Origin of the sequence: Thermomonas sp. (genome assembly GCF_046293095.1) — a bacterium.
GTDB lineage: Bacteria > Pseudomonadota > Gammaproteobacteria > Xanthomonadales > Xanthomonadaceae > Thermomonas.
Map to the genome: position 1 here is coordinate 127,126 of NZ_JBKBPN010000006.1, position 19,775 is coordinate 146,900.

Annotated in this window: 21 protein-coding genes and 2 pseudogenes; 6 read left to right on the top strand and 17 right to left on the bottom strand. The window is 62.6% G+C overall.

What is annotated here, in order from left to right; all coding sequences use genetic code 11:
• Positions 1–5 precede the first annotated feature (5 nt).
• The 9 genes and pseudogenes from ACK4SG_RS11430 to ACK4SG_RS11470 form a co-directional block, all read right to left on the bottom strand.
• Positions 6–725, bottom strand: coding sequence for a flagellar basal body L-ring protein FlgH (locus tag ACK4SG_RS11430; protein ID WP_409601877.1), 720 nt, complete (start codon positions 723–725; stop codon positions 6–8).
• Between the two features lie 8 nt (positions 726–733).
• On the bottom strand, positions 734–1,519 hold the full coding sequence (gene flgG, locus ACK4SG_RS11435) for a flagellar basal-body rod protein FlgG (protein WP_409601878.1): 786 nt from the start codon (positions 1,517–1,519) through the stop codon (positions 734–736).
• A 55-nt stretch (positions 1,520–1,574) separates the two neighbouring features.
• On the bottom strand, positions 1,575–2,321 hold the full coding sequence (locus tag ACK4SG_RS11440) for a flagellar basal body rod protein FlgF (RefSeq protein WP_409601879.1): 747 nt from the start codon (positions 2,319–2,321) through the stop codon (positions 1,575–1,577).
• Positions 2,322–2,366: 45 nt separating this feature from the next.
• The gene (flgE, locus tag ACK4SG_RS11445; protein ID WP_409601880.1) at positions 2,367–3,584 is read right to left on the bottom strand and encodes a flagellar hook protein FlgE; all 1,218 of its coding nucleotides are present in this window, start codon (positions 3,582–3,584) and stop codon (positions 2,367–2,369) included.
• 33 nt (positions 3,585–3,617) lie between these two features.
• Entirely contained in the window at positions 3,618–4,289 is a 672-nt protein-coding gene (locus tag ACK4SG_RS11450) for a flagellar hook assembly protein FlgD (protein ID WP_409601881.1), read from the bottom strand.
• Positions 4,290–4,291: 2 nt separating this feature from the next.
• On the bottom strand, positions 4,292–4,699 hold the full coding sequence (gene flgC / locus ACK4SG_RS11455) for a flagellar basal body rod protein FlgC (protein WP_409601882.1): 408 nt from the start codon (positions 4,697–4,699) through the stop codon (positions 4,292–4,294).
• 10 nt (positions 4,700–4,709) lie between these two features.
• A complete protein-coding gene (gene flgB, locus ACK4SG_RS11460) occupies positions 4,710–5,012 on the bottom strand; it encodes a flagellar basal body rod protein FlgB (protein WP_409601901.1) in 303 nt (100 codons plus the stop codon).
• Positions 5,007–5,099: pseudogene (locus ACK4SG_RS11465) on the bottom strand (hypothetical protein); the annotation flags it as partial. The gene flgB and the pseudogene ACK4SG_RS11465, both read right to left, overlap by 6 nt.
• Positions 5,100–5,277: 178 nt before the next feature.
• The gene (locus tag ACK4SG_RS11470; protein ID WP_409601902.1) at positions 5,278–6,192 is read right to left on the bottom strand and encodes a chemotaxis protein; all 915 of its coding nucleotides are present in this window, start codon (positions 6,190–6,192) and stop codon (positions 5,278–5,280) included.
• A 124-nt stretch (positions 6,193–6,316) separates the two neighbouring features.
• Between ACK4SG_RS11470 and ACK4SG_RS11475 the strand changes: the two genes are divergently transcribed.
• The 4 genes from ACK4SG_RS11475 (at position 6,317) to ACK4SG_RS11490 (ending at position 8,723) form a co-directional block, all read left to right on the top strand.
• Entirely contained in the window at positions 6,317–6,787 is a 471-nt protein-coding gene (locus tag ACK4SG_RS11475) for a flagella basal body P-ring formation protein FlgA (RefSeq protein ID WP_409601883.1), read from the top strand.
• Between the two features lie 78 nt (positions 6,788–6,865).
• Positions 6,866–7,177 (top strand): flagellar biosynthesis anti-sigma factor FlgM, encoded by a 312-nt coding sequence (flgM, locus tag ACK4SG_RS11480; RefSeq protein WP_409601884.1) that lies wholly within the window; start codon positions 6,866–6,868, stop codon positions 7,175–7,177.
• Entirely contained in the window at positions 7,174–7,512 is a 339-nt protein-coding gene (locus tag ACK4SG_RS11485; RefSeq protein WP_409601885.1) for a flagellar protein FlgN, read from the top strand. The genes flgM and ACK4SG_RS11485 overlap by 4 nt, the downstream gene beginning before the upstream one ends.
• Positions 7,509–8,723, top strand: a complete 1,215-nt coding sequence (locus ACK4SG_RS11490) for an ATP-binding protein (RefSeq protein ID WP_409601886.1) — start codon at positions 7,509–7,511, stop codon at positions 8,721–8,723. The genes ACK4SG_RS11485 and ACK4SG_RS11490 overlap by 4 nt, the downstream gene beginning before the upstream one ends.
• A gap of 2 nt (positions 8,724–8,725) precedes the next feature.
• Here ACK4SG_RS11490 and ACK4SG_RS11495 read toward each other — a convergent pair whose 3' ends face one another.
• From ACK4SG_RS11495 to ACK4SG_RS11530, 8 genes and pseudogenes are all read right to left on the bottom strand, one after another.
• Positions 8,726–10,486 (bottom strand): EAL domain-containing protein, encoded by a 1,761-nt coding sequence (locus tag ACK4SG_RS11495; protein ID WP_409601887.1) that lies wholly within the window; start codon positions 10,484–10,486, stop codon positions 8,726–8,728.
• A complete protein-coding gene (locus ACK4SG_RS11500) occupies positions 10,483–11,733 on the bottom strand; it encodes an HD-GYP domain-containing protein (protein ID WP_409601888.1) in 1,251 nt (416 codons plus the stop codon). Before ACK4SG_RS11500 ends, ACK4SG_RS11495 begins: the two co-directional genes overlap by 4 nt.
• Before the next feature lie 253 nt (positions 11,734–11,986).
• Positions 11,987–12,930, bottom strand: a pseudogene (locus tag ACK4SG_RS11505) (IS1595 family transposase).
• 103 nt (positions 12,931–13,033) lie between these two features.
• On the bottom strand, positions 13,034–14,317 hold the full coding sequence (locus ACK4SG_RS11510; RefSeq protein WP_409601889.1) for a hypothetical protein: 1,284 nt from the start codon (positions 14,315–14,317) through the stop codon (positions 13,034–13,036).
• Positions 14,310–15,266 carry a hypothetical protein gene (locus ACK4SG_RS11515; protein ID WP_409601890.1) on the bottom strand — a complete coding sequence of 319 codons (957 nt, stop codon included), beginning with the start codon at positions 15,264–15,266 and terminating at the stop codon, positions 14,310–14,312. The genes ACK4SG_RS11510 and ACK4SG_RS11515 overlap by 8 nt, the downstream gene beginning before the upstream one ends.
• Entirely contained in the window at positions 15,263–17,134 is a 1,872-nt protein-coding gene (locus tag ACK4SG_RS11520) for a helix-turn-helix domain-containing protein (protein ID WP_409601891.1), read from the bottom strand. The genes ACK4SG_RS11515 and ACK4SG_RS11520 overlap by 4 nt, the downstream gene beginning before the upstream one ends.
• Positions 17,127–17,822 (bottom strand): hypothetical protein, encoded by a 696-nt coding sequence (locus ACK4SG_RS11525; protein WP_409601892.1) that lies wholly within the window; start codon positions 17,820–17,822, stop codon positions 17,127–17,129. Before ACK4SG_RS11525 ends, ACK4SG_RS11520 begins: the two co-directional genes overlap by 8 nt.
• A 183-nt stretch (positions 17,823–18,005) precedes the next feature.
• Positions 18,006–18,227: a transcriptional regulator gene (locus ACK4SG_RS11530; RefSeq protein ID WP_409601893.1), complete on the bottom strand. Its 222-nt coding sequence runs from the start codon at positions 18,225–18,227 to the stop codon at positions 18,006–18,008.
• Between the two features lie 71 nt (positions 18,228–18,298).
• On the opposite strand from ACK4SG_RS11530, the gene ACK4SG_RS11535 reads away from it, so the two are divergent.
• Both ACK4SG_RS11535 and ACK4SG_RS11540 read left to right on the top strand, forming a co-directional pair.
• Positions 18,299–18,748 (top strand): helix-turn-helix domain-containing protein, encoded by a 450-nt coding sequence (locus ACK4SG_RS11535; RefSeq protein WP_409601894.1) that lies wholly within the window; start codon positions 18,299–18,301, stop codon positions 18,746–18,748.
• The gene (locus ACK4SG_RS11540) at positions 18,738–19,349 is read left to right on the top strand and encodes a hypothetical protein (protein WP_409601895.1); all 612 of its coding nucleotides are present in this window, start codon (positions 18,738–18,740) and stop codon (positions 19,347–19,349) included. The genes ACK4SG_RS11535 and ACK4SG_RS11540 overlap by 11 nt, the downstream gene beginning before the upstream one ends.
• Positions 19,350–19,775: the final 426 nt, after the last annotated feature.

Sequence of the window (19,775 nt, forward strand, 5' to 3'; positions counted from 1 at the left end):
CGGCCTCAGTAGGGGAACAACGCGGAATTGAAGAAGCGGCCCAGCCAGCCCATCGCGTTGGAACGGGCGATGGTGCCGCGACCGCCATACACGATGCGGGCGTCGGCCACGCGGTCGGAGGTCACCCGGTTGTCAGCCCCGATATCGGCCCGGCGGACAATGCCTTGAACCTGCACCAGCTCGTCGCCCTGGTTCAGGCGCAATTGTTTGTCGCCACGCACCAGCAGATTGCCGTTGCCCAGGTCCTGTACTACGCGGACGGTGAGCTGGCCGGCCAGCTTGTTGCTCTGCGCGCTGTCGCCGGCGCCGGCGAAGTCGCGGCCACCCTTCACCGACGCCGACAGGCCGGAGACCGTGGCGCCACCGATGCTGGGGGCGCCGAAATCAAGGCCGCTCTTCTTGGTGACTGCGGTCTTGGCCTGGGTGGTGGCGGTGGTGCTTTCCACCAGCACGATGGTCAGCAGATCGCCGACATCCCCGGCCTTGTTGTCCTGGAACAGCCGCAGGCCCTTGCCGGACCGGCTGGCATAGATCGAGCCACCGCCGTCGCCCGGGGACGGGCCGGCCGGCGCAGCCGTCGGGACGGGTGCGACCGCCATCGTGTCGATGGGCGCGTCGAACGGACGGACGTCGCCCTGGAGCCGGTTGACCGTGGCGCAGGACGCCAGACCGAGGACGCTGGCCAGCAGCGCGGCAGCTCGGACAAGGGGGAGGAGGCGGCGCATGGCAGGGCTCACACGTTGTTGTTCAGGAACGCCAGCATCTGGTCGGTGGTGGAAATCGCCTTGGCGTTGGTTTCGTAGGCACGCTGGGTTTCGATCATCGACACCAGCTCTTCCACCACGTTGACGTTGGAGCCTTCCAGCGAGCCCTGGATCAACCGGCCAAGCCCGCCGGTACCGGGGCCGCCGGTCTGCGCCGGGCCGCTGGCACCGGTCTCCGCGTACAGGTTCTCGCCCAGCGCCTGCAGGCCGGCGGGGTTCACGAAATCGGCCAAGGTCAGCGCACCGATCTGCACCGGCTGCGCCTGGCCGGCCAGCTGCACGCTGACCGTACCGTCGGCGCCCACGGTGACGCTCTGCGCGCCCTCCGGCAGCTGCAGGCCCGGCTGCACGGGATAGCCCTCGTTGGTCACGACTTCGCCCTGCGCGTTGATCTGGAAACTGCCGTCGCGGGTGTAGGCCGAGCTGCCGTCCGGCAGCAGCACCTCGAAGAAACCGCGACCGTTGATGGCCACGTCCAGCGCATTGCCCGTCTGGTTCAGGCTGCCCTGGGCGAACTGCTTGGCGGTGGCCGCCACCCGCACGCCCGTGCCCACCTGCAGGCCGGTGGGCAGCTGGGTCTGCTCGGAGGTCGCGCCACCGGGCTGGCGCAGGGTCTGGTACAGCAGGTCCTCGAAGCTTGCGCGGTCGCGCTTGAAGCCCGTGGTGTTGGTGTTGGCGAGATTGTTGGAAATCACCGCCATCTTGGTCTGCTGGGCATCCAGGCCGGTCTTGGCGATCCACAGGGACTGGGTCATGGCCGTGTTCCTTGTCTGTTCTCTGGTTCAGCAAAGCGATCCGCAGCGGATCGGGTCAGCGCATGGCGACCAGCGAACTGGTCGCGCGTGCGTTCTCGTCGGTGCGTTGCAAGAGCTGTACCTGCATCTCGAACTTGCGGGACAGCTCGATCATCGAGACCAGCGCATCCGCCGCCCGGACGTTGCTGTCCTCCAGCGTGCCGGAGGTCAACGCGGCACCGGTTGCGGGCACGGGGGCCACGCCGGGCCGCAGGCGCATCATGCCGTCGTCGCCGCGCTCCAGTTCGGAGGTCTTGGCCGCGATGATCTGCAGGCGGCCGGCCTCGGTCAGGGTGGAAGGCGGCTGGCCCTGCGGCACGATGGAAATGGTGCCGTCACCGCCGATCTCGATGCTCTGGTTGGGCGGAATGGACAGCGGCGCGCCGTCCGCGCCCAGTACCAGCTGGCCTCGCGCGGTGGTCAGCAAACCGTTGGCATTGATGGTGAGATCGCCGGCACGGGTGTAGGCGGTGGCGCCAGCGGCGTCCTGCACGGCCAACCAACGCTCGGCATGCAGGGCGATATCCAGCGGATTGCCGGTATTGCGGATCGCGCCCGGTCGTGCGTCCACGCCCAGCGTGACTGCCTCGGTGGCCACGCGAGACGGCAGGCCCGGGCCGGCCACCGGCCTGGCCATCGTCGCTTCCAGCGATGCCTGGAAGCCAACACTGTCGGCATTGGCCAGGTTGTTGGCGACGCTGGCCTGGCCGCGCAGCATGGCGCTGGCGCCGGTCATCGCAACATAGAGGGCACGGTCGGTCATGGCAGTCTCCGGCCACCCCCGCGGCTGCGGGGGCGGGCAGCCTTATCAGCGGATGTTGATCACGGCCTGGGTGATCTGATCCTGGGTCTGGATCATCTGCGCGTTCGCCTGGAAGTTGCGCTGTGCGGTGATCATGTTGACCAGTTGTTCGGTGAGATCCACGTTGGATGCTTCCAGCCCCCCCCCCTGGATCATGCCGAAGTCGGCAGTGCTGGGCTGGCCGCGGCGCGGCTCACCAGAGTTGTAGGTCTCCGCCCAGACGTTGTCGCCCAGCGACTGCAGCCCCTGCGGATTGACGAAGTTGGTCATCGCCACCTGGCCCAGTGGTTGCACCACGCCGTTGGTGTAGCGTGCCGAAATGATGCCCTCGGCCGAGGTCTCGATGCCGGTGAGGCGCCCGGTGGTGTGGCCGTCCTGGGTCAGGCCCAGCACGCCGAACGTGTTGCCGTACTGGGTGGAGCGCCCGAGATCGAGCTGGATGTTCAGGGGGGCGGATCCGTTGGTCGTAGCGTAGGCGGGGAGGGTGATCTGGCCCGGCGACGGCGATGTCAGCGCGCCGGTGTCGGAGTACTGCACGGTCTGCGGGCCACCGACGGCATTGCCGTCCACCAGCGTGTAGAGCTGCCACTCGTTGGGGTTGGCGGTCTTCACGAAATACAGCGACTGGCTGTGGGTTGCACCCAGCGAGTCGTAAATCGTCACCGAAGTCGTGTGGTTGTAGCTGTTGGGGTCGAGCGGGTCGAACGGTGCCACCGCGGGCTGTGCGGAGTTGGCCGGCAGATTGGTCTCCACTGTCACGTTGGCGGTTGCCGCCGGCGGGGCATCCCCGGTGGGCAACTGCAAGTCGCCCATGCGGCCGGTGTCGAAACCACCGGCGACGTTGGGCAGGAACACCTGCAAGCGATGCCCGGCGGGATTGACCACGTAGCCTTCGCGGTCGGCACCGAAGTTGCCGGCGCGTGAATACACCATGGCCCCGTTGTTCGAAAGGGTGAAGAAGCCTTGGCCGGAGATCGCCATATCCAACGCCCGGCCGGTGAAGTCGATGTTGCCCTGGCTGAACTGCTGCGCCACCGCCTGCAGCCGCGTGCCCGCGCCGGTGGCCACGTTGGACAGACCGTAGGCCGAGACGGCGAACAGGTCGCCGAACTCCGCGCGCGACTGCTTGAAGCCGGTGGTGTTGACGTTGGCGATGTTGTTGGAGGTGATGTTCAGGTCCTGGCTGGCGGCGTTCATGCCGCTGATGGAGATGCGAAAGCTCATGGATGCGCTCCTGGAAAACGGGGTGAACGGCGGTCAGCCGATGCGACGGACGGTGGACAAGGGCACGCTGCCGAGCCCGGCGAGGTTGAGGACCAGCCCTTGCGGCTCGATCGACACGCTGTCGATGCGCGCGGCCATGCGGACGGCCAGCGCTTCGCTTTGCTGGCCGCTGCCGCTGCTGGCGCGGAAGGTATAAGTCCCTGCGTCGAGGGGATTGCCATCGGCATCCTTGCCGTCCCAGGCAAAAGGAGCCGGGCCACTGCTGCTCGCCTCGACATTGAGCTTGCGGACAACCTGGCCACCCGCATCGACCACGTCGAGCTGGATGGTGCCGGCACGGGTAGCGACGATCTCGCCGCTGGCGCCGGCACCCGCGCCGAGGGAAACGCTGTCCACCTCGACCAGGGCATCGCGACCGACCAGAGTGGCGGCGCGCAGCGACTGGTCGTTTTCCATCACGCTGGCCATGGCGTTCATGGCCTGCTGCATGTTCTCGATGCCCTGCACGGTGGAGAACTGCGCCAACTGGCCGAGGAATTCCGCGCCCTTCAGTGGATTCAGCGGGTCCTGGTTCTTCATCTGCTCGGTCATCAGGCGCAGGAAGTCCGCTTGGCCCATCCCGTCCGAACGGGTTTTGCCTGTCTCGGGGAAGGCGTATTGCGCGTATGCGCTGTTTGTGGGGTTGCCGGTAGTAATGGTGCTCATGCTCAGCGGCCCATGTTCAAGGTGGCGACGGCCAGTTCCTTGGCGCTGTTGAAGACCTCCACGTTGGCCTGGTAGCTGCGCGAGGCGGAAATCATGTCCACCATCTGCGCGACCGGATCCACGTCGGGGGCATAGACATAGCCCTGCGGATCGGCCAAGGGATTGCCCGGGTCATAGCGGCGGAGTGGGGCGGCATCGCTTTCGCGCACTTCCACCACCTGCACGCCTGCCAGCGCGGGATCGGCGGCGACCGGGGTGGCGGAGAAGACCGGCTGCTTGGCGCGGTAGGCACCCTCGGCCGTGCCGGCAACGGTGTTGGCATTGGCCAGGTTGCTGGCGACGGTACTGAGGCGCACGGATTGCGCCTGCATGGCCGACCCGGCGACATCGAAGATCGGTAGATTGCTCATGGCGCGTCCCTCACTGGCCGGTGATGGCGGTGAGCATGGTCCTCACCTTGGATTCGACGAACGCCATGGAGGCGCGGTATTCCAGCGCCGCCTGTGCGTAGGTGGCCTGCTCGCGCTGGGTATCCACCGTATTGCCGTCCAGGCTGGGCTGGATACCCGGACGGGCGTAGCGGGCCTGCGCCACGGCGGCCTGCAGGGCATCGCCATTTTCGGTTGCACCGGGGGACAGCGCGGCCTGCAGGGCCGTGTTGAAGTCCAGGTCCTGCGCCTGGAAGCCGGGGGTATCGGCGTTGGCCAGGTTGGAGGCAAGCACCTGTAGGCGCTGCTCGCGCAGCACCAGCGCCGTACCGTGGATGCCAAGGAAATCGCTCATGCGGCCCCTCCGGGGGTATGTCCGCATGACCCGATGCAAACTACATGCCAGCGACCTCGCCAGGCCGATCGTGCCGGGGCTTCCCGGCCCTGGCGCCGGGCTGGCTCGCTTCTGCAAGAGCGGGGCCTGCGGCTCTGGAAGATGCCAGACGCGCCCGATCCCGCAAGATTGAAATCATCTTATTCAATGAGTTGCGTGATGTTATTCAGGCAATGGATGCGAGACGAGCCGTGATCCGATCCGCCAGTTCCTGCTGGGAATACTTGGGTACGAAGTCATCCGCCCCGACGCGCTCCACCATCGCGTGGTTGAACACCCCCGACAGCGAAGTGTGCAGGAGAACGTACAGCCCACTCAGCGCGGGGTCGCGACGGATTTCCGACGTCAGCGTGTAACCGTCCATGGCGGGCATTTCGATGTCCGAGATCACCATGGCGTAGCGGGCCGCAGGATCCTGCCCGGCTGCCACCAGCTGCCTGAGGTGATCGAGCGCCTGCCGGCCGTCCGAAAGCTGGGTGCAGGTCAGGCCCAGCTGGTCCAGCACATACCGGATCTGGTTGCGGGCCACCCGCGAGTCGTCCACCACCAGCACTTCCCGGCTGCCGGCATGGGCGATCGGCGCGATCTCCACACCGCCGGCCGGTGGCGGCATGGCTTCGGCAAGCACGCTTTCCACGTCAACCAGCTGGATCAACTCATCGTGATACCGGGTGACGCCGGTCAGATAGTGCGGATCGTTACCCAGCTCCGGCGGAGGCTGGACGTCCTCGACAGCGATGTTCACGATGCGATCCACCGCCGCCACCAGAAACCCCTGCACCGTGCGATTGAACTCGGTGACCACCAGATAGTTGGCCGCGCCGTCGCCGGGCTGACCGATGGCACAGGCCAGATCCAGCACCGGCACGGTGCGCCCGCGAATATCCGCCGCCCCCAGGAAGCCGGCCGGCAGCTGCGGCATGGTGAACAGCGCGGGGCGGGGCAGGACTTCCTGCACCTTGAATACATTCACGCCAAAAAGCTGACGCCCCCCCAGCCGGAACAGCAGCAGGGCCAACCGATTGTGGCCGGCAAGGCGGATGCGTTGGTCGATGCGATCGAGGAGTTGTCTGCGCTGCATGACCCCATTGTCGGCCCAGCGTGCGCCAGCTTGAGTACGGCACGATTCTTGCCCCTGAAACCCGGTGTTTTCCTGCCGTGAATCCGCGATGCGCTCCTTGCCCCCCTCTCTGGCCTGCCTGCTGATGCTTGCAAGCAGCCCCAATCTGGTCGCGCAGAGCCTGCAGCCGGTGCAGGCGATCCGGGATGCGGCGCTGGCTGCCGTTCATGGCGATGCCGGTGCCCAGGCCGTGGTGGCCCCGGGGCTGCGGCTGGCGGCCTGCAGCCAGCCGCTGGTTGCCGTCGCCAACAGCCCTGCCGTGGCCGACGTACGTTGTCCTGATACCCCCGGCTGGCGCCTGTTTGTGCCCGTCCGCCCGGCGCCCGCGTCCAGCCCGGCATCTACCGCTCAGGAAATCACGACAGCGGCCGCTATCGTCAAGCGCGGAGACCCGGTGGTCCTGCGCGCCCGCCTCGGCGGCACCGAAGTCCGAATGGGGGGGAGAGCGCTGGGCCAGGCCCGCGTCGGTGATACGTTGAACGTGGAAAATGACAGCTCGCATCGCATCATCCGCGGCCGTCTGGCAGCGGATGGCACGGTGGATGTGGTCAATTGAAGTTTTTCCGGATTCTTGACTAAAGTCCCACCTTGGCCTGCCGATATCCTGTACGCCCCCCTTCATCGGAGCCCCACCATGACCACGAAAATCGAAGGCGGCCTGCCGGCCAAGCCTGTCGAGACGCCCGTCGTTGGCGACTCCGGCCCGGCGCGCGCCGGCGGTGCCCGCGATGCCACGGTGGCCGCCGCGCCTCCGGTCGACAGCCTGCGGCTGACCGGCGAAGCCGTCGGCCTCAAGGCGATGGCGCGTGAACTTGCCAGTCCGGCCAAGCTGGACATGGCGCGGATCAAGGAAATCCGCAACGCGCTGGATTCCGGCACCTACGAAATCAACCCGCAGGACATCGCCAACCGCCTGCTGGCACTGGAACGCGAGCTGCTGGGATGAACCTGGTCGCCGTGCACCCGCTGGACGCGCTGGAGTCGGCCCTGCAGGCCGAGCGCCGCGCGCTGCTGGAGCACGACGTGGACGGTTTGATGCGCTCCACCCAGGCCAAGCTGGAAGCCTTGGCGGCAGCCGAGCAGGTGGCCCGGCCGGATGACATGGCGCGGGTCGGCGAGCTGCACGAACTCAATCGCGCCAATGCGGTGCTGTTGGCGCGCCGCCGCCGCGAGGTGGCGTGGACGCTGCGTCATCTGGGCCGGACGGAATCCACGGGCGTTTATAACGGTGCCGGCTACGCCAGCGCACAGGCGCAGTCGCGATGGCTGGGGAGCGGATGAACAGCACACACGCGCCGCCCGCGCTGTGGAGTGAGGATGCCCTCTGGGCCGCCAGCACGATCGATTTCCCCATTCTGTTCCTCGACAAAAGCCGTACCGTGCATGCGGCCAATCCGGCCGCACGTGCTCTGGCCCAGCGGATTGCCCCCGGCGGCGGTCCCGAGGCGCTGGTGGCCCTGGTGTCCGACGAGGGTTGGGCTACCGCGCTCCGTCAGGGGGACTGGCAGGGTGTGGTGCAAGTGGACGCTGCGCCTGCACTGTCGCTGGAGATCCATTTCGGCCATGCGCGTGACAGCGCCCACTGCGTCATGGTGGTGGTCGATATCAGCGAGCGCGGCGAGCGCAAGCGCCAGTACGAGGAACTGCAGCGCACCGTCGACCGGCTGGCCAGCACCCAGGAACAACTGCTGCAGTCGGAAAAGATGGCCTCCATCGGCCAGCTTGCCGCGGGGGTAGCGCACGAAATCAACAACCCGATCGGTTACGTCGGCTCCAATCTTGCCACCCTGCAGGACTACGCCACCGCGCTGCTGACGCTGATGGAGAAGTACCACGAAGCCCTGTTCTCCGAGGATCCGGCCGGGCAGCGCGAGGAGCTGCTGCAGGCTCGACAGCGGCTGGACATCGATTACATCGCCGGCGACCTGCCAAACCTGCTGAAAGAGTCGCGCGAGGGTATCGAGCGCGTGACCAAGATCGTGCAGGACTTGAAGGACTTCTCACGCGTCGGCCGCGACCAGAAGATGCAGCCGGCCGACCTGCTGCAAGGGCTGGACTCCACCCTCAACATCGTCTGGAACGACCTCAAGTACAAGGTCCGGCTGGAAAAGCACTACACCAGCCTGCCACCGGTGGAATGCCTGGCCTCGGAGATCAACCAGGTGTTCCTGAACCTGCTGCTCAACGCCGGCCAGGCCATCGAGCAGCGCGGCACCATCGCCCTGGCCAGCGGTTGTGACGAGCGCGAAGTCTGGATCAGCATCACCGACAGCGGCTGCGGGATCCCGCCCGAGGCCATGCCCCACCTGTTCGATCCGTTCTTCACCACCAAACCGATCGGCCGCGGCACCGGGCTGGGCCTGGCGATCTCCTACGGCATCGTGGCCAAGCACCATGGACGTATCGAAGTCACCAGCAAAGTCGGGCAGGGCAGTACCTTCCGGGTGGTGCTGCCCATCCACCAGCCGCGCACCGGGGCAACGGCGGCCTGACCTCACCCCCCGCGGTCGGCGGTCCCACGCTGTTCCGCTTCCCGGAACGCAGCACGCACGTGCTCGCGCAGATCGGCGTCGTCCCAGGGCTTCAGCAGGAACCGGTACACCGCCCCCTGGTTGATTGCCTGGCTGATGGTGTCGACATCGGTGTAGCCGGACAGCGCCAGCCGCACGGTGTCCGGATAGAGATCGCGCACGCGGGCAAGGAATTCGGTTCCGCTCATGTCCGGCATGCGCTGGTCGGACATCACCACCTGCACGTCGTTGCGCGCCAGCAGGTCGAAGGCTTCGCTGACGCTGGAGGCCGCCAGCAGGCGATAGCCGTCACGCCGAAGCAAGCGGACCAGCGCGCGCAGCACGTTTTCTTCATCGTCCAGCAGCAGCAGCGTGCGCGAGGGCTGCAGCGCCGGGCTGTCCTGGAAGACGTGCGGCAACAGGAACCGCTGGCGCAGAAGTTCGTCGATGTCGGTGCCGGGCAGGGGGGGGCTGAACAGGTAACCCTGGAAGAAATCGCACTGGTTGCGGCGCAGGAAGCCCAGCTCCGCGTCGGTCTCCACGCCCTTCGCCACCACCGTCATGCCCAGGCGGTGGCCCATGGCGATGATGCCGCGCACCAGCGCGGCGCTGCGCGGATTGGTGGTGATGTTGCGCAGGAAGCTGCGATCGATCTTCAACCGGTCCAGCGGATGCTGGGCCAGGGTCGACAGGCTGATGCCGCGCATGCCGAAGTCCGACAGAGTCAGCACGGCCCCCAGCGCGCGCAACCCGGCGAGGTTCTCGGACAGATGCGGGGCGTCCAGGGCCAGCATTGCCTCCGACAGCTCGAACTCGATTGCACTGCCGGAGACGTCGTGACGGTGGAGCATTTCGCCCACCAGGTCCACGCATTCCGCGCGGCTCAACAACGCGCCTTCCAATGGCACCGATGCATTGAGATAGTCGATGCCCATGCCCCGCCAGCGCTGCACCTGCTGGATGGCGGTCTCGATGGTCCACAGGCCCACCGCGCCCGCCAGACCGGCGCGCTCGACCGCCGGCAGGATGCGGTTGGCACGCAGGACGCCCTCCTGGGTGTTGTGCCAGCGCAGCAGCGAGCTGCAGGCGACGATGCTGCCGTCCTGCGCGCTGATCACCGGCTGGTAGTAGAGACGGAACTCGCTCTGGGCAATGGCATCGACAAACCGGTGGCCCTGGTAATCCCGCCCCGCCTCCATCGCCGGATCGGCCGGAAAATCCGGGGCATACACCGCCTGTCCGCCCGGCCCGCTGCGCTTGGCGCGCCGCATCGTCTGCTCGGCTGCCACCAGCAGGCTGGCGGCATCGTGAGCGTGGTCGGGATACAGGGCGATGCCGATCGAGAGCGTCACGTCGAGCACGAACGGCGGCACCTGCACGGGCGCATCGAAGGCATCGCGCAGGCGTTCGGCCAGCGCTTCACCATCCGGTTCGTTCTCACGGTAGGCCACCGCGGCGACGAATTCCTCACTGCCCAGTCGCCACAGCCACGCGCCATCCGGAACGGCCTGGGCCAGGCGGCGTGCCACCACGCGCAGGGCCTGCTCTACGATGTTTTCGCCAAGGGTGGCATTGATCGAGCCGATGCCATCGACGTCGATATGGAGGAGGGCGAGCCGACGCGTGGCTCCGTCCACGCCGGCAATGACCGCGTTCAGGCTGGGGCCGCTGGCACCCAGCCGATAGATCTCATTCTGCGAGGAACGCCCCCCCTGCGTTCCGTCACCCGCGGATATCGCGTTCAAAGCCAGAGTGCCTCCAGGTTGGAAAGCCCCCATTGCTCCGGGCTTTCTGGCGAGACGATGCTGTCCCGGCAGCCGGGTGCCGCCAGGTCGATCACCTGCGGCAGGATCTTCTCGCGGGAGCGGGTGGAGTAGAACGCGCGGACCTTGGGCTTGAGCAGGGAGTCCGTGCCGGGCTCCACGACCACGGCCAAGCGGTCGGAGGCCAGGCGCACCAGCGCCCCCAATGGATAGATGCCGACGGACTTCACGAACGCATTGAACACACGGGTGTCGAAATGCCCGTCCCAGCGGGCCATCTCGCGCATGGCCATGGCAGGATCCCACGGTCGCTTGTAGGGACGAATCGAGGTGACGGCATCGTAGACGTCGCACACCGCGCCCATCCGGGCCAGCAGTGAGATCTCGTCTTCGCGCAATCCATAGGGGTAACCGCGGCCATCCATGCGTTCGTGGTGGTGCAGGGCCACGTCGATGACCTCCGGCATGCATCCTCCTTCCCGCAAAGCATCCGCGCCGGCCGCCGGGTGCGTCTTCATGACCGCGAATTCCTCGTCGGTGAGCCGGCCAGGCTTGTTCAGGACTTCCAGCGGCATGAACGCCTTGCCCAGGTCGTGCATGAGCCCGCCGATGCCTGCAACCCGCACCAACCGGTCCTCCAGCTTCAGCTGGCGTGCCAGCGCCAACATCAGGGCGGAGACCGCCACCGAATGCAGGTAGCTGTAATCATCGTGCGTCTTCAGGCGCGCCACGCTGATCATCGCGGCCGGGTTGCGCCAGACCGAGTCCGCGATTTCCTCCACCAGCGGCATCACGGACGCCTGGTCCACGGTCTTGCCAAGGCGCAGGTCCGAGAACATCGCCTGTACCTGCGCTTTGCCGGCCAGGCAAATGCGCCGGGCACGCTCGATCTCCAGATCCAGCGGAGTGGCTGTCGATGCGTCCGGGCGCTGCGGTCTGGAGGCTGCCGGCAACGCCTGCTGTGGCGTGTCTGGAAGTGCAACGTCCGCGCCGGAGGGCGATGGATAAAGGGATTCGCCGACCGCTTCGACATCCTGCAGCGCGTCGCCCTTGGATTCATCGATCCAGACGCTGTCGATGCCTGATTCCAGGATCCTGCGGACATCCTCGGGGTCAGTCAGCAGGAAACTGTTGCGCAGGAACGGATGCTGCAGCCACGATCCGCCGATCTTGTGCAGATACATGCCGACTCGCAGGCTGGGCGCCGGGATGCATCGGATGGAAGACATCGTGTGTGCAGCTCTTGCTTGAAGGATTGCGGAGTGTTCACGGTAGATAACTCCGCGCAGCCCAAGTCATTAATTTAACGGAGCATCCTTCTACATCTGTAGGCGCAGTCTCCCGCGGGCAGGGCAGAAAAAGGTGCGCTGAGGTTGTCCATTGTAGAAATGGCTGGCACGTGGTTGATGCGTTGCAGAGATTTCTACGCAAAGTAGGCGCGTAGGGGACACCTGAATCGTACCACCTGATTAGCCCCGACTCTCAGCCATGAAAGTTGCTCGCAATCCGCAGACGCGTCTTCGGACATGGTTTGCACCGCATCATCGCGGTCGCAAGTCGCGACAGCGTCTCGCGCAGGCGGAACCGGCGGTTGAAACGGTACGCCGCTCGTACTTGGCTTGTTTGACGGCATGGTAGGTGCCACTGATCGCCCGCTTGAGGTTGCCCAGGACGACGTTGACCCATCGCGCTCCAGCCACTTCGGTGGCGGCGCGGCCGCCGCCGGTGTCGAGCGTTGTGTGGGCGTGGCCGGCGTCTTCGAGCCGGCGGAAGCAAGCCAAGCCGTCACTGTAGACCTCGCACTCAGGTGCCAGGCGGCGCGTGATCCAGTCGTTGGGCGAGGCGTTGTCGAAGCTGCGGACCCGCTCGATCACTGCGAAGGTCGGGCGTTCGAGGTGTTCGTCCGTCTGCACTGCGATCACGAACGCCTGCTTGTTCTCCGATCCGCGCCCGGGCTTTCCGCCGTTGCGCTCGCCGCCCAAATAGGCGTCGTCAAGCTGCACGAAACCCTGGAGTTTTCTGGAATCCTCCCGCTCGGTCATGGCCTGCATGACCTTGTGCTTCAGGCGCCAGGCGGTCTTGTAGGTCACGCCCAGGTGGCGCATCAGTTCCAGCGCAGCCAAATTTGTCTTGGTCGAGGTCAGCAGGTGCATCGCCAGCATCCAGGTGCGCAGCGGCAGTTTGGTGCCTTCGAACAGGGTGCCCGCCGTCAAGGTCGTCTGATGCCGGCAAGCGCGGCACTGGTAGTAGATCGCATCGCCGCGCCTGAATCGCGAACGCGCGCGTCCGGCACAGGCCGGGCAGCGGTAGCCTTCAGGCCAGCGCCACTTGTACAAGGCCCGGTAACACTTTGCTTCGGTGCCGTAGCGGTGGATGAACTCGCTCATCCAAAGGCCGGGCTGGAACTGCACGCGGTTGATGCCCATGGCGCCACCTCGTTGGCTTCAGGTGGCACCATGCTGTGCCACAGGCGGCGCAAATCCTGCGACTCGCGGCTGAGGGTCGGGGCTAATCAGGTCGGATCATGTCTCAGGGATTTTCATGATTGACCTTCTCCCGCATCCACAGGAACCGAAGAAAGGTCTTTTCACGCTTGTATCGGACGATCACGGCAGGTGACCAGAGTTTTCCGATGGGAGACGGATTCGACCTACTTACGACCCGCGTTAAAGAAATGTTGGTTGCTTCAGCGTAAGCACGACATACGATTCGCTCAAGAGCCACCAGTAGCCCGTACATGCGCTCAGGTTCACAGTCTTCACGGCAGATGGCTTCGCTAATCTCACGGATGATCATTTGCGCTTTCATCGACAGAATTCTGCCGTCAAAGAAGGCTCGCGTGGTCACGGTGAAAGCGGGTAGGAGAACAATTGGCATCCGCGCACGCTCAGTGGCCGCACCAGAATGTTGCTCAAGGCCGAGTAACACGCGTTCACGTGCTGAAAACGCATCTTCTGGGAACTGGCTAGCAACTGCTGAAGAGACGCTTCTCATAGATGATGCGATAGACGTGGGGAGCTCGATGAAGAACTCTTTGGTGTCACTTATGTCCCGCGCTATGCGGGTCAACTCTCCGTCAACGCAAGACGCTTGAAAACTAGCAACAGTGTGTCTGACCAGAAGGGAAACGGCTGGAGCGCCAGGTTTCCACCACGGTTTACGATCATTGCCGGATGATTCCGTGTGGTCCCAAAAGAACGGTGAGCCCTCGAATCCGAATGCATCTCGGCTTCCTCGACTCTTTTCCGCCCACTTCAAGTAACGCCGGATCATTGCAACACGTTTAGCGATCTGATCCGGAGACTCGTGCAAGATTTCTTTCAAATCGACGGGGTCGAATCCGCACGAGCACAGCAAAATTGGAGAGTCGCGAACCACGCTTTTCCAGAAGGGGGTTGAGCACCTCTCGCATTTGCTTGCAAGTGGACATCGATGCCATGGGCATTGGTTCACCCAGGGCATCTGGAAAAGGTTTGAATGGAACCCACTGCGCATGCACTCGCGACACGTCGTGAGGGTCGGGTTGGCAAAACCAGGCCCGGAGCCGAACGCTTGCCAAGGACTCGAATCCCAAAGTGTGGCCAGAGGTTCGGAAGAAGGCATTTTCTTCACGATGGAAGCGCGCAACTTGTCTGATTTTCTAAGACGCAGACTCCAATCTTCGCTGTAGTTGAGGCGAACACCCAAAGCGGAGAACGCGTGAGTCGGAGTCAAGCAGTTCAATCGCAGGATTTGGGTGAGCAGGCCAAAAGCAGAAACACCGAAAAGATCGTCGCTTGATCGGTGCGCCATCCTCCAATCAGCGTCAGTCATCGTCGTCACTGAAGTCCACTTCACCGGACTCCCCGTCATAGGCAGCAAGATCGGAAAACTGGACCGCAAGCTCAATATCCGACGCTGTAATCGTCGAAAACATTGGTTTGCAAATCGTACGTTGTGCTAGAAAGTTGGCTATGAGACTGAAAGCTTTCAGGGGCCACTCGCCGTCAACTTGCTTGCCAGCTGCAGCACGATACTGCTGGCCAGTTTCCCAGATCAGTTGCGCTGATTCACACATGCGCCAGCCGGAATCGTAGAGCGATGGCGACATGAGCCTGGGAAGAGTGACTCCCGATCCTGGCGCCGTCTCGACTTCATCCTCGAAACGTTGAAGATAGGTATGAAGATCGGCTATGCCACGGAGTCCGTGCAAGGCGTGATACCTAGTCAAGAAGCGACTGCGAACCTGCGGAGTCACGATTAGCTTGTTGATCTTTTCCCGGCGCCCGACGGTGTGATTGTCCTGAAACAGGGACAGCAGAAAGAATCTCTGCCCTCCTTCTTCAAGAGCGTTGTCAATGTCGATGAAGTACTGAAAACTCTCAGCCTCAAGCAAGTTCGCATCGTCCATGATGAACAGGAAGAGCTTTGCTTTGGACGCCTGGGTCTTTAGGGTGACTGTGTTAACTATCCTGAGCAGCTTTTGTTCTGGTGCTTGCTGAGTGATAGGTTGCAGGCCGAGGCGTGCCGTGAACCAGTCATAAAAGGCGCCCTGGCCAGACTTTAGGTCACGGAGACGGGCAAGTGTCGCGACATAGGGAGTATCGAGCCAGCCGTGGCATGCCTCGATGTATTCCGCTAGCGTGGTTTTCCCGAAGCGCGTCAAGGAATGCAATCCCATTCCCCCATACTCAGCTTCTATCGCCGCCGCGAGGTTAGTGAGACCACTCTCCATGCCTCTGGTGGGCACAATTGGGGTGCCGTTAGCCTTAAATGCGGTCACTTCAGGCTCCCTTTCTTGCCCAACGTGACGGGGCCGCTGAGAGGCACGAATACGTTTCGCGCCTTCCTGGCCTGGGATGGCTCGGTAGGTGGCTTCGTTTCCTTTGAATCTGGAATTGCGTCGAAGGCATCTCTATGTTGCGCCATCATCGTGGCGGCATCTGGGCTGCATGCGAAGAGGCTGCGCAGGAAGTTGCGATAGACTTCCACTGCGTCGCTGGTGCCCTTTACTTCGAAATGGCCTTTCTTTGAGTTGCGGTGTATCAATCGACGCAGCGCCAAGCTATGTGGCGTACGGCTCCACGGGCGAATGGCTCGCAAGACGACGAAAAGCTCGCCGCTTTCGTCGTAGAGCCTGATGAATCGCGCGTCATGAATATCGACGCGAGCAATGAATCGTTGTCCAATCAAGTCCCAACGATTCTTTACTGCCGTCGATCGATACCTCGCGTACTGGAATCGAACGTATGGTTGTTTCTTGTTCTTCTTCGATCCTCTGAACACCCCAGAGAACTGTAGTTGAGATAGTTCGCACGCTTGATCATCAAGACTGGTTGTAGAGAAGATCCACCCGCCTGACGCATGGAATGTTTGCAGGACCTGTGTCGGGGAGCGCAATTGAAAACATTCCCGTTCACCGACATTTGAAGCGCTGATCGTGACGTCCATCAGGTCCTCAAGTGCATCAGGTGACGATGGATAGTTGGCCGAGTTGTAGTTGTTGGTGCTTTCTTTCTCCGAAACGTCGCCGGCGGGTCGGTAGCCGCCGGGAAGCTTTCTGATGGTCGTCTCCTCCAACCGCTTGTTCCATGCCTCGAGATGTCCGCGGGTTTCCGGTACGCCACTTTTTCCAAAGTGAATAACGCCTCGAAGTTGGCTCGCGAGCTTTTGGCGGTTGACGTTGAGTCGGTGCGCCATGGCATTGTCCATGCTCGTGATGGCCCCGCAGGCTACGAAGCCGATGGCTTCCGACGTTCCAATCCCACTTCCGGCGATGTAGACCATTGAGGGCGACACGAGCGCCCGCGGCGTCCATGAGCGCAAACCGTTGGCGCACGCTTCGTTGAAGTCCGTGCCGTTGTAGTTCTTTCCGAAGCACAGCTTCCAGCTGCAGCACATGCGCAGGAGCGCGAGATAGCCCACCAGCAGCCACGTACAGGTGATGCGTTGCAGGGCCGACTGACCATCGCCGTCTTCACCCTCCACGTAGATGTCGCAGTCGAGGGGGTGACCATCGTATTGAGTCCAGTCACACAACTGCAACGCAAATACATCTGGAAACTGAGCAGCCGCGACGTTATCTTCGATCTCGAAGGCTTCGTCGACAAAAGGCTTTCCTTGCCGTTGTTGGCGGATGTAGTCAATCACGCTGCGCCGGGCGCATTTGGGGTCATTGGCGGGGTATCGGTCCTTGGGAACAAGTTCTTTGACCTTTGACCGATACTTTGAAAAGAACGACTCGAACTGCTTGCTTGGGAAGTTGCGTTCTGGAAGGCGGCCTGTGTACGACTCCAGGAACTCGCAGACGCTGGGCGCCAGTGTTAGAAACGCCCTAAATGCGCCTGGTCCGGCATTCTTCGGAAACTCGACCGGAGTCTTTTTACCAGCTGTCCTTACCTTGTAGGGGAGGGCGGCTCGCCATCCATGCATTCTTCCGTCCGAAGCCACGCGGACAGCCTTGTTGATCGTTTCTGACAGCGTTTTGGCATTAACGCCATACTTCTTTGCCGCTGATGCCATGGACATGCCTCTGGCGACTGCGATGATGGCGTTCTTCCGCGCGTGGAACGCGACTTGTTCCTTTTCTTTAAGGTGGTCCGTGGTGAACTCATCCCATTCAGACAGAACCTGTGGTGAAAGGTCACGCATTGTCCTTCTCCACAAAATGGACTGCGGTTGTGGTGGTCAAGCGTTGTGTGGGATCAATGCGTAGGCGGCCTTGATGGATAAGCGCACATGTCGCGCTACGTACGTCGCGCCAATCGAAAGGCGGCAGAGATCTTTCCAGTCCATGAAAGGAGCTCGTGCGGTAGATTTTCATGTGCTGCATGATTGCAGGCACGAGGACGTCGATTGAGTGCAGTGTTGTAGCCGACTGCACGTAAGGCAGCATTTCCAAACGCGTTGCGTTTGCTATTCGCTCTGTTGCGATAGAAGCGGCCTTTTTAATTGAGAGATTTATTCCGGCCTTCTTGCAGGCTGCGAGCACGCTCGCACACAGCCTTTCTTCCTTCCTTACAGCGTGAACGGTTGGCTTGTTTTGCCGTCTAAACAAGACATATTGCTCACTGTTATCTGACCTACGAATCCAGAAGCAGAGCTCTACATTTTGATCGTCAGCGGCAATAGAACGTGGGCGCTCCACGAACGCGGTGACATCCGGATCGAACTCAAGCGCTAGCGCTATTGCAAGGCGGCAAGGCTCGACGACCGTGACCAGTCGACCGTTGGCCTTGGGAGAGTGGTAGAGATAGATGTCGAGGCGTTTTTCCTCTGCCTGCGTCAAAACGCGAGCGCTATGGGGCAGGGGCGGCGCCGCCTCTTTCGTGTCGTGCATGGCATTGATTCCGGCAAAAGCTGCCCGTCACCAAGGCAAAAATCACCGGTGAGGGCTTGACGAGAGGGATGCGGCCATGCATAGTGCGGTGGACGAACAAGTCCGTTGCACCTCAAGGCCCTCTAGCGCGCCAACGCTGAGGGCCTTTTTGCATTCCGCGCTTTGGCGGCAGGCACATCTAGCTCACGTAGCACCTCCTTTGTGCGCCGGGTAGCGATCTGGCCAGATCGCTTCAGGTGTCGTGCCCAGCGCGTCGGCGATGGCGGCCTCGATTCGCCTGGAGCGGCGTTTGCCCAACGACGTGGCTGAAACCGTCGTGGGCTGGATGTTCAGGTTTCGCGCAATGATTGCGAAGGAAGACCCTGCAACGCGCAGCCGAGCCTTCAGCGCTTCGTGTTGTGCCATCGAGGATCCCATGTGCTAGCTTATAGCGCATAATTGCGCTTCACGGTAGTGCACAAATGGGTATCACTTGAATGGGATCTTCCACTAGTCCAATCGACAAGGCTCTCATTGGAAGGCGCTTGGCTACGGTCAGAACAGGGCTCAAGATGAGCCAAGAGGCCTTCGCTGAAGCCGTCGGCGTTTCGAAGAGGTCGTACGTTCATTACGAGCGCGGCGAGCGCGAAGCGCCCGCGGGTCTGATTAAAGCCATCTATGACCAGTATGGGATCGACCCGGTCTGGCTGATGTCAGGCGACGAGATCGAGCCGAAAGTCGCGCGATCTCCGGAAATTGACTTCGCACTGATCAATGGAGTGGTCGGCGCACTGGACGACGAACTTAGCCGGCTTGGCCGGCAGATGCGTCCTGAGCACCGGACCCGGGTGATCCGCGCCCTCTACCAGGTTGCTCTGGAACAAGGCCGCATCAGTCAAGAACTCGTCACAGATGTCGTGGCGTTGGCGGTGGCACGTGGCCGATGAGGACAAGGGGAATCAGTGCGATAACGTTGTTCCGCTCTTGCGCGCGGTCCAGAAGGAGTGCGCCGATGTGTCGCGGACAGGCAAGAATGAAGCAGTTGAGAGCATGATCGAACTTGTCCGTGACGCCGTGCGGGAGTCCGAGATCTCGCCAGAAGGACGAGACACGGCGGCTGAAAACGATGAGGTCGTGTTCAAGAAGCGGTTCGGATTTTCTGTCAACGCCGCACAACGGAAATCCATCTTTGCCCTCAAGCGTGAGGCTGACCTCTCCGATGATGAGATCTGTCTGCTCAAACGATCGGGAAGCCTGCGCTACGACCACTACCCAGCCACCATTGATGCGCCGCGCAGCCTGCTGATATATGGCCTCCTTATGATGGCTGTTACATTTGTTTTTGCGGTCTACATCCTGCTAAAGACCGGGTTCGGTGAACTGAAGAGCCTAACTCTCATCCCTATTCCCATCGCGATGGTAATTGGCTTGGTCTACCTCATCGTCCTTATTGATAAGCAATACGTTCGGCCATACCGAATCGCTCGAAGGGTCAAGGAATCCGCGCGCTGTGGCTTCCCAGATTGGCGAAATCCGCCGGATTGCTGAGGTCGGCCATTGTTGCTTCAGTGAGGTAGCTCATTCGCAAGGCCATATCATGGGCTCTCGCCACACCTAGGCTGTCGTGCGGCCGAGCAGTACCTCAGAGCTCGGCCAACCCGTCCAGTACAGGGGACCCAAGCGGGTCACCCTGTACGCGAATCCTCTTCCGAGGGCGCTTTCTGGATGGGGAGATGATGGAGGAAACGAACAGCCGCTCCATGCGCCGCTTGCTACGGTAGATGCTCTGCGTCGCACCTCCTGATAAATGGCCTCACGAACCCCATCCGTTTGAGGTCCTTGCTGCAAAGCAAGGGGTTCACCCCCGTTTTCACGGACACTTACGAGAAGGCCGATGCAGGGCCATGAGGAGTGTTCATGTCGAAGCGAAGGAAGTTCAGTGCGGAGTTCAAGCGCGGTGCGGTTGAGCAGGCT

Excerpts from the sequence above, each read along its gene's own strand:
- ACK4SG_RS11430 (WP_409601877.1), bottom strand. The coding sequence starts at position 725 with ATGCGCCGCCTCCTCCCCCTTGTCCGAGCTGCCGCGCTGCTGGCCAGC.
- flgG (WP_409601878.1), bottom strand. The coding sequence starts at position 1,519 with ATGACCCAGTCCCTGTGGATCGCCAAGACCGGCCTGGATGCCCAGCAG.
- ACK4SG_RS11440 (WP_409601879.1), bottom strand. The coding sequence starts at position 2,321 with ATGACCGACCGTGCCCTCTATGTTGCGATGACCGGCGCCAGCGCCATG.
- flgE (WP_409601880.1), bottom strand. The coding sequence starts at position 3,584 with ATGAGCTTTCGCATCTCCATCAGCGGCATGAACGCCGCCAGCCAGGAC.
- ACK4SG_RS11450 (WP_409601881.1), bottom strand. The coding sequence starts at position 4,289 with ATGAGCACCATTACTACCGGCAACCCCACAAACAGCGCATACGCGCAA.
- flgC (WP_409601882.1), bottom strand. The coding sequence starts at position 4,699 with ATGAGCAATCTACCGATCTTCGATGTCGCCGGGTCGGCCATGCAGGCG.
- ACK4SG_RS11470 (WP_409601902.1), bottom strand. The coding sequence starts at position 6,192 with ATGCAGCGCAGACAACTCCTCGATCGCATCGACCAACGCATCCGCCTT.
- ACK4SG_RS11475 (WP_409601883.1), top strand. The coding sequence starts at position 6,317 with ATGCTTGCAAGCAGCCCCAATCTGGTCGCGCAGAGCCTGCAGCCGGTG.
- flgM (WP_409601884.1), top strand. The coding sequence starts at position 6,866 with ATGACCACGAAAATCGAAGGCGGCCTGCCGGCCAAGCCTGTCGAGACG.
- ACK4SG_RS11485 (WP_409601885.1), top strand. The coding sequence starts at position 7,174 with ATGAACCTGGTCGCCGTGCACCCGCTGGACGCGCTGGAGTCGGCCCTG.
- ACK4SG_RS11490 (WP_409601886.1), top strand. The coding sequence starts at position 7,509 with ATGAACAGCACACACGCGCCGCCCGCGCTGTGGAGTGAGGATGCCCTC.
- ACK4SG_RS11500 (WP_409601888.1), bottom strand. The coding sequence starts at position 11,733 with ATGTCTTCCATCCGATGCATCCCGGCGCCCAGCCTGCGAGTCGGCATG.
- ACK4SG_RS11510 (WP_409601889.1), bottom strand. The coding sequence starts at position 14,317 with ATGACTGACGCTGATTGGAGGATGGCGCACCGATCAAGCGACGATCTT.
- ACK4SG_RS11520 (WP_409601891.1), bottom strand. The coding sequence starts at position 17,134 with ATGCGTGACCTTTCACCACAGGTTCTGTCTGAATGGGATGAGTTCACC.
- ACK4SG_RS11525 (WP_409601892.1), bottom strand. The coding sequence starts at position 17,822 with ATGCACGACACGAAAGAGGCGGCGCCGCCCCTGCCCCATAGCGCTCGC.
- ACK4SG_RS11530 (WP_409601893.1), bottom strand. The coding sequence starts at position 18,227 with ATGGCACAACACGAAGCGCTGAAGGCTCGGCTGCGCGTTGCAGGGTCT.
- ACK4SG_RS11535 (WP_409601894.1), top strand. The coding sequence starts at position 18,299 with ATGGGATCTTCCACTAGTCCAATCGACAAGGCTCTCATTGGAAGGCGC.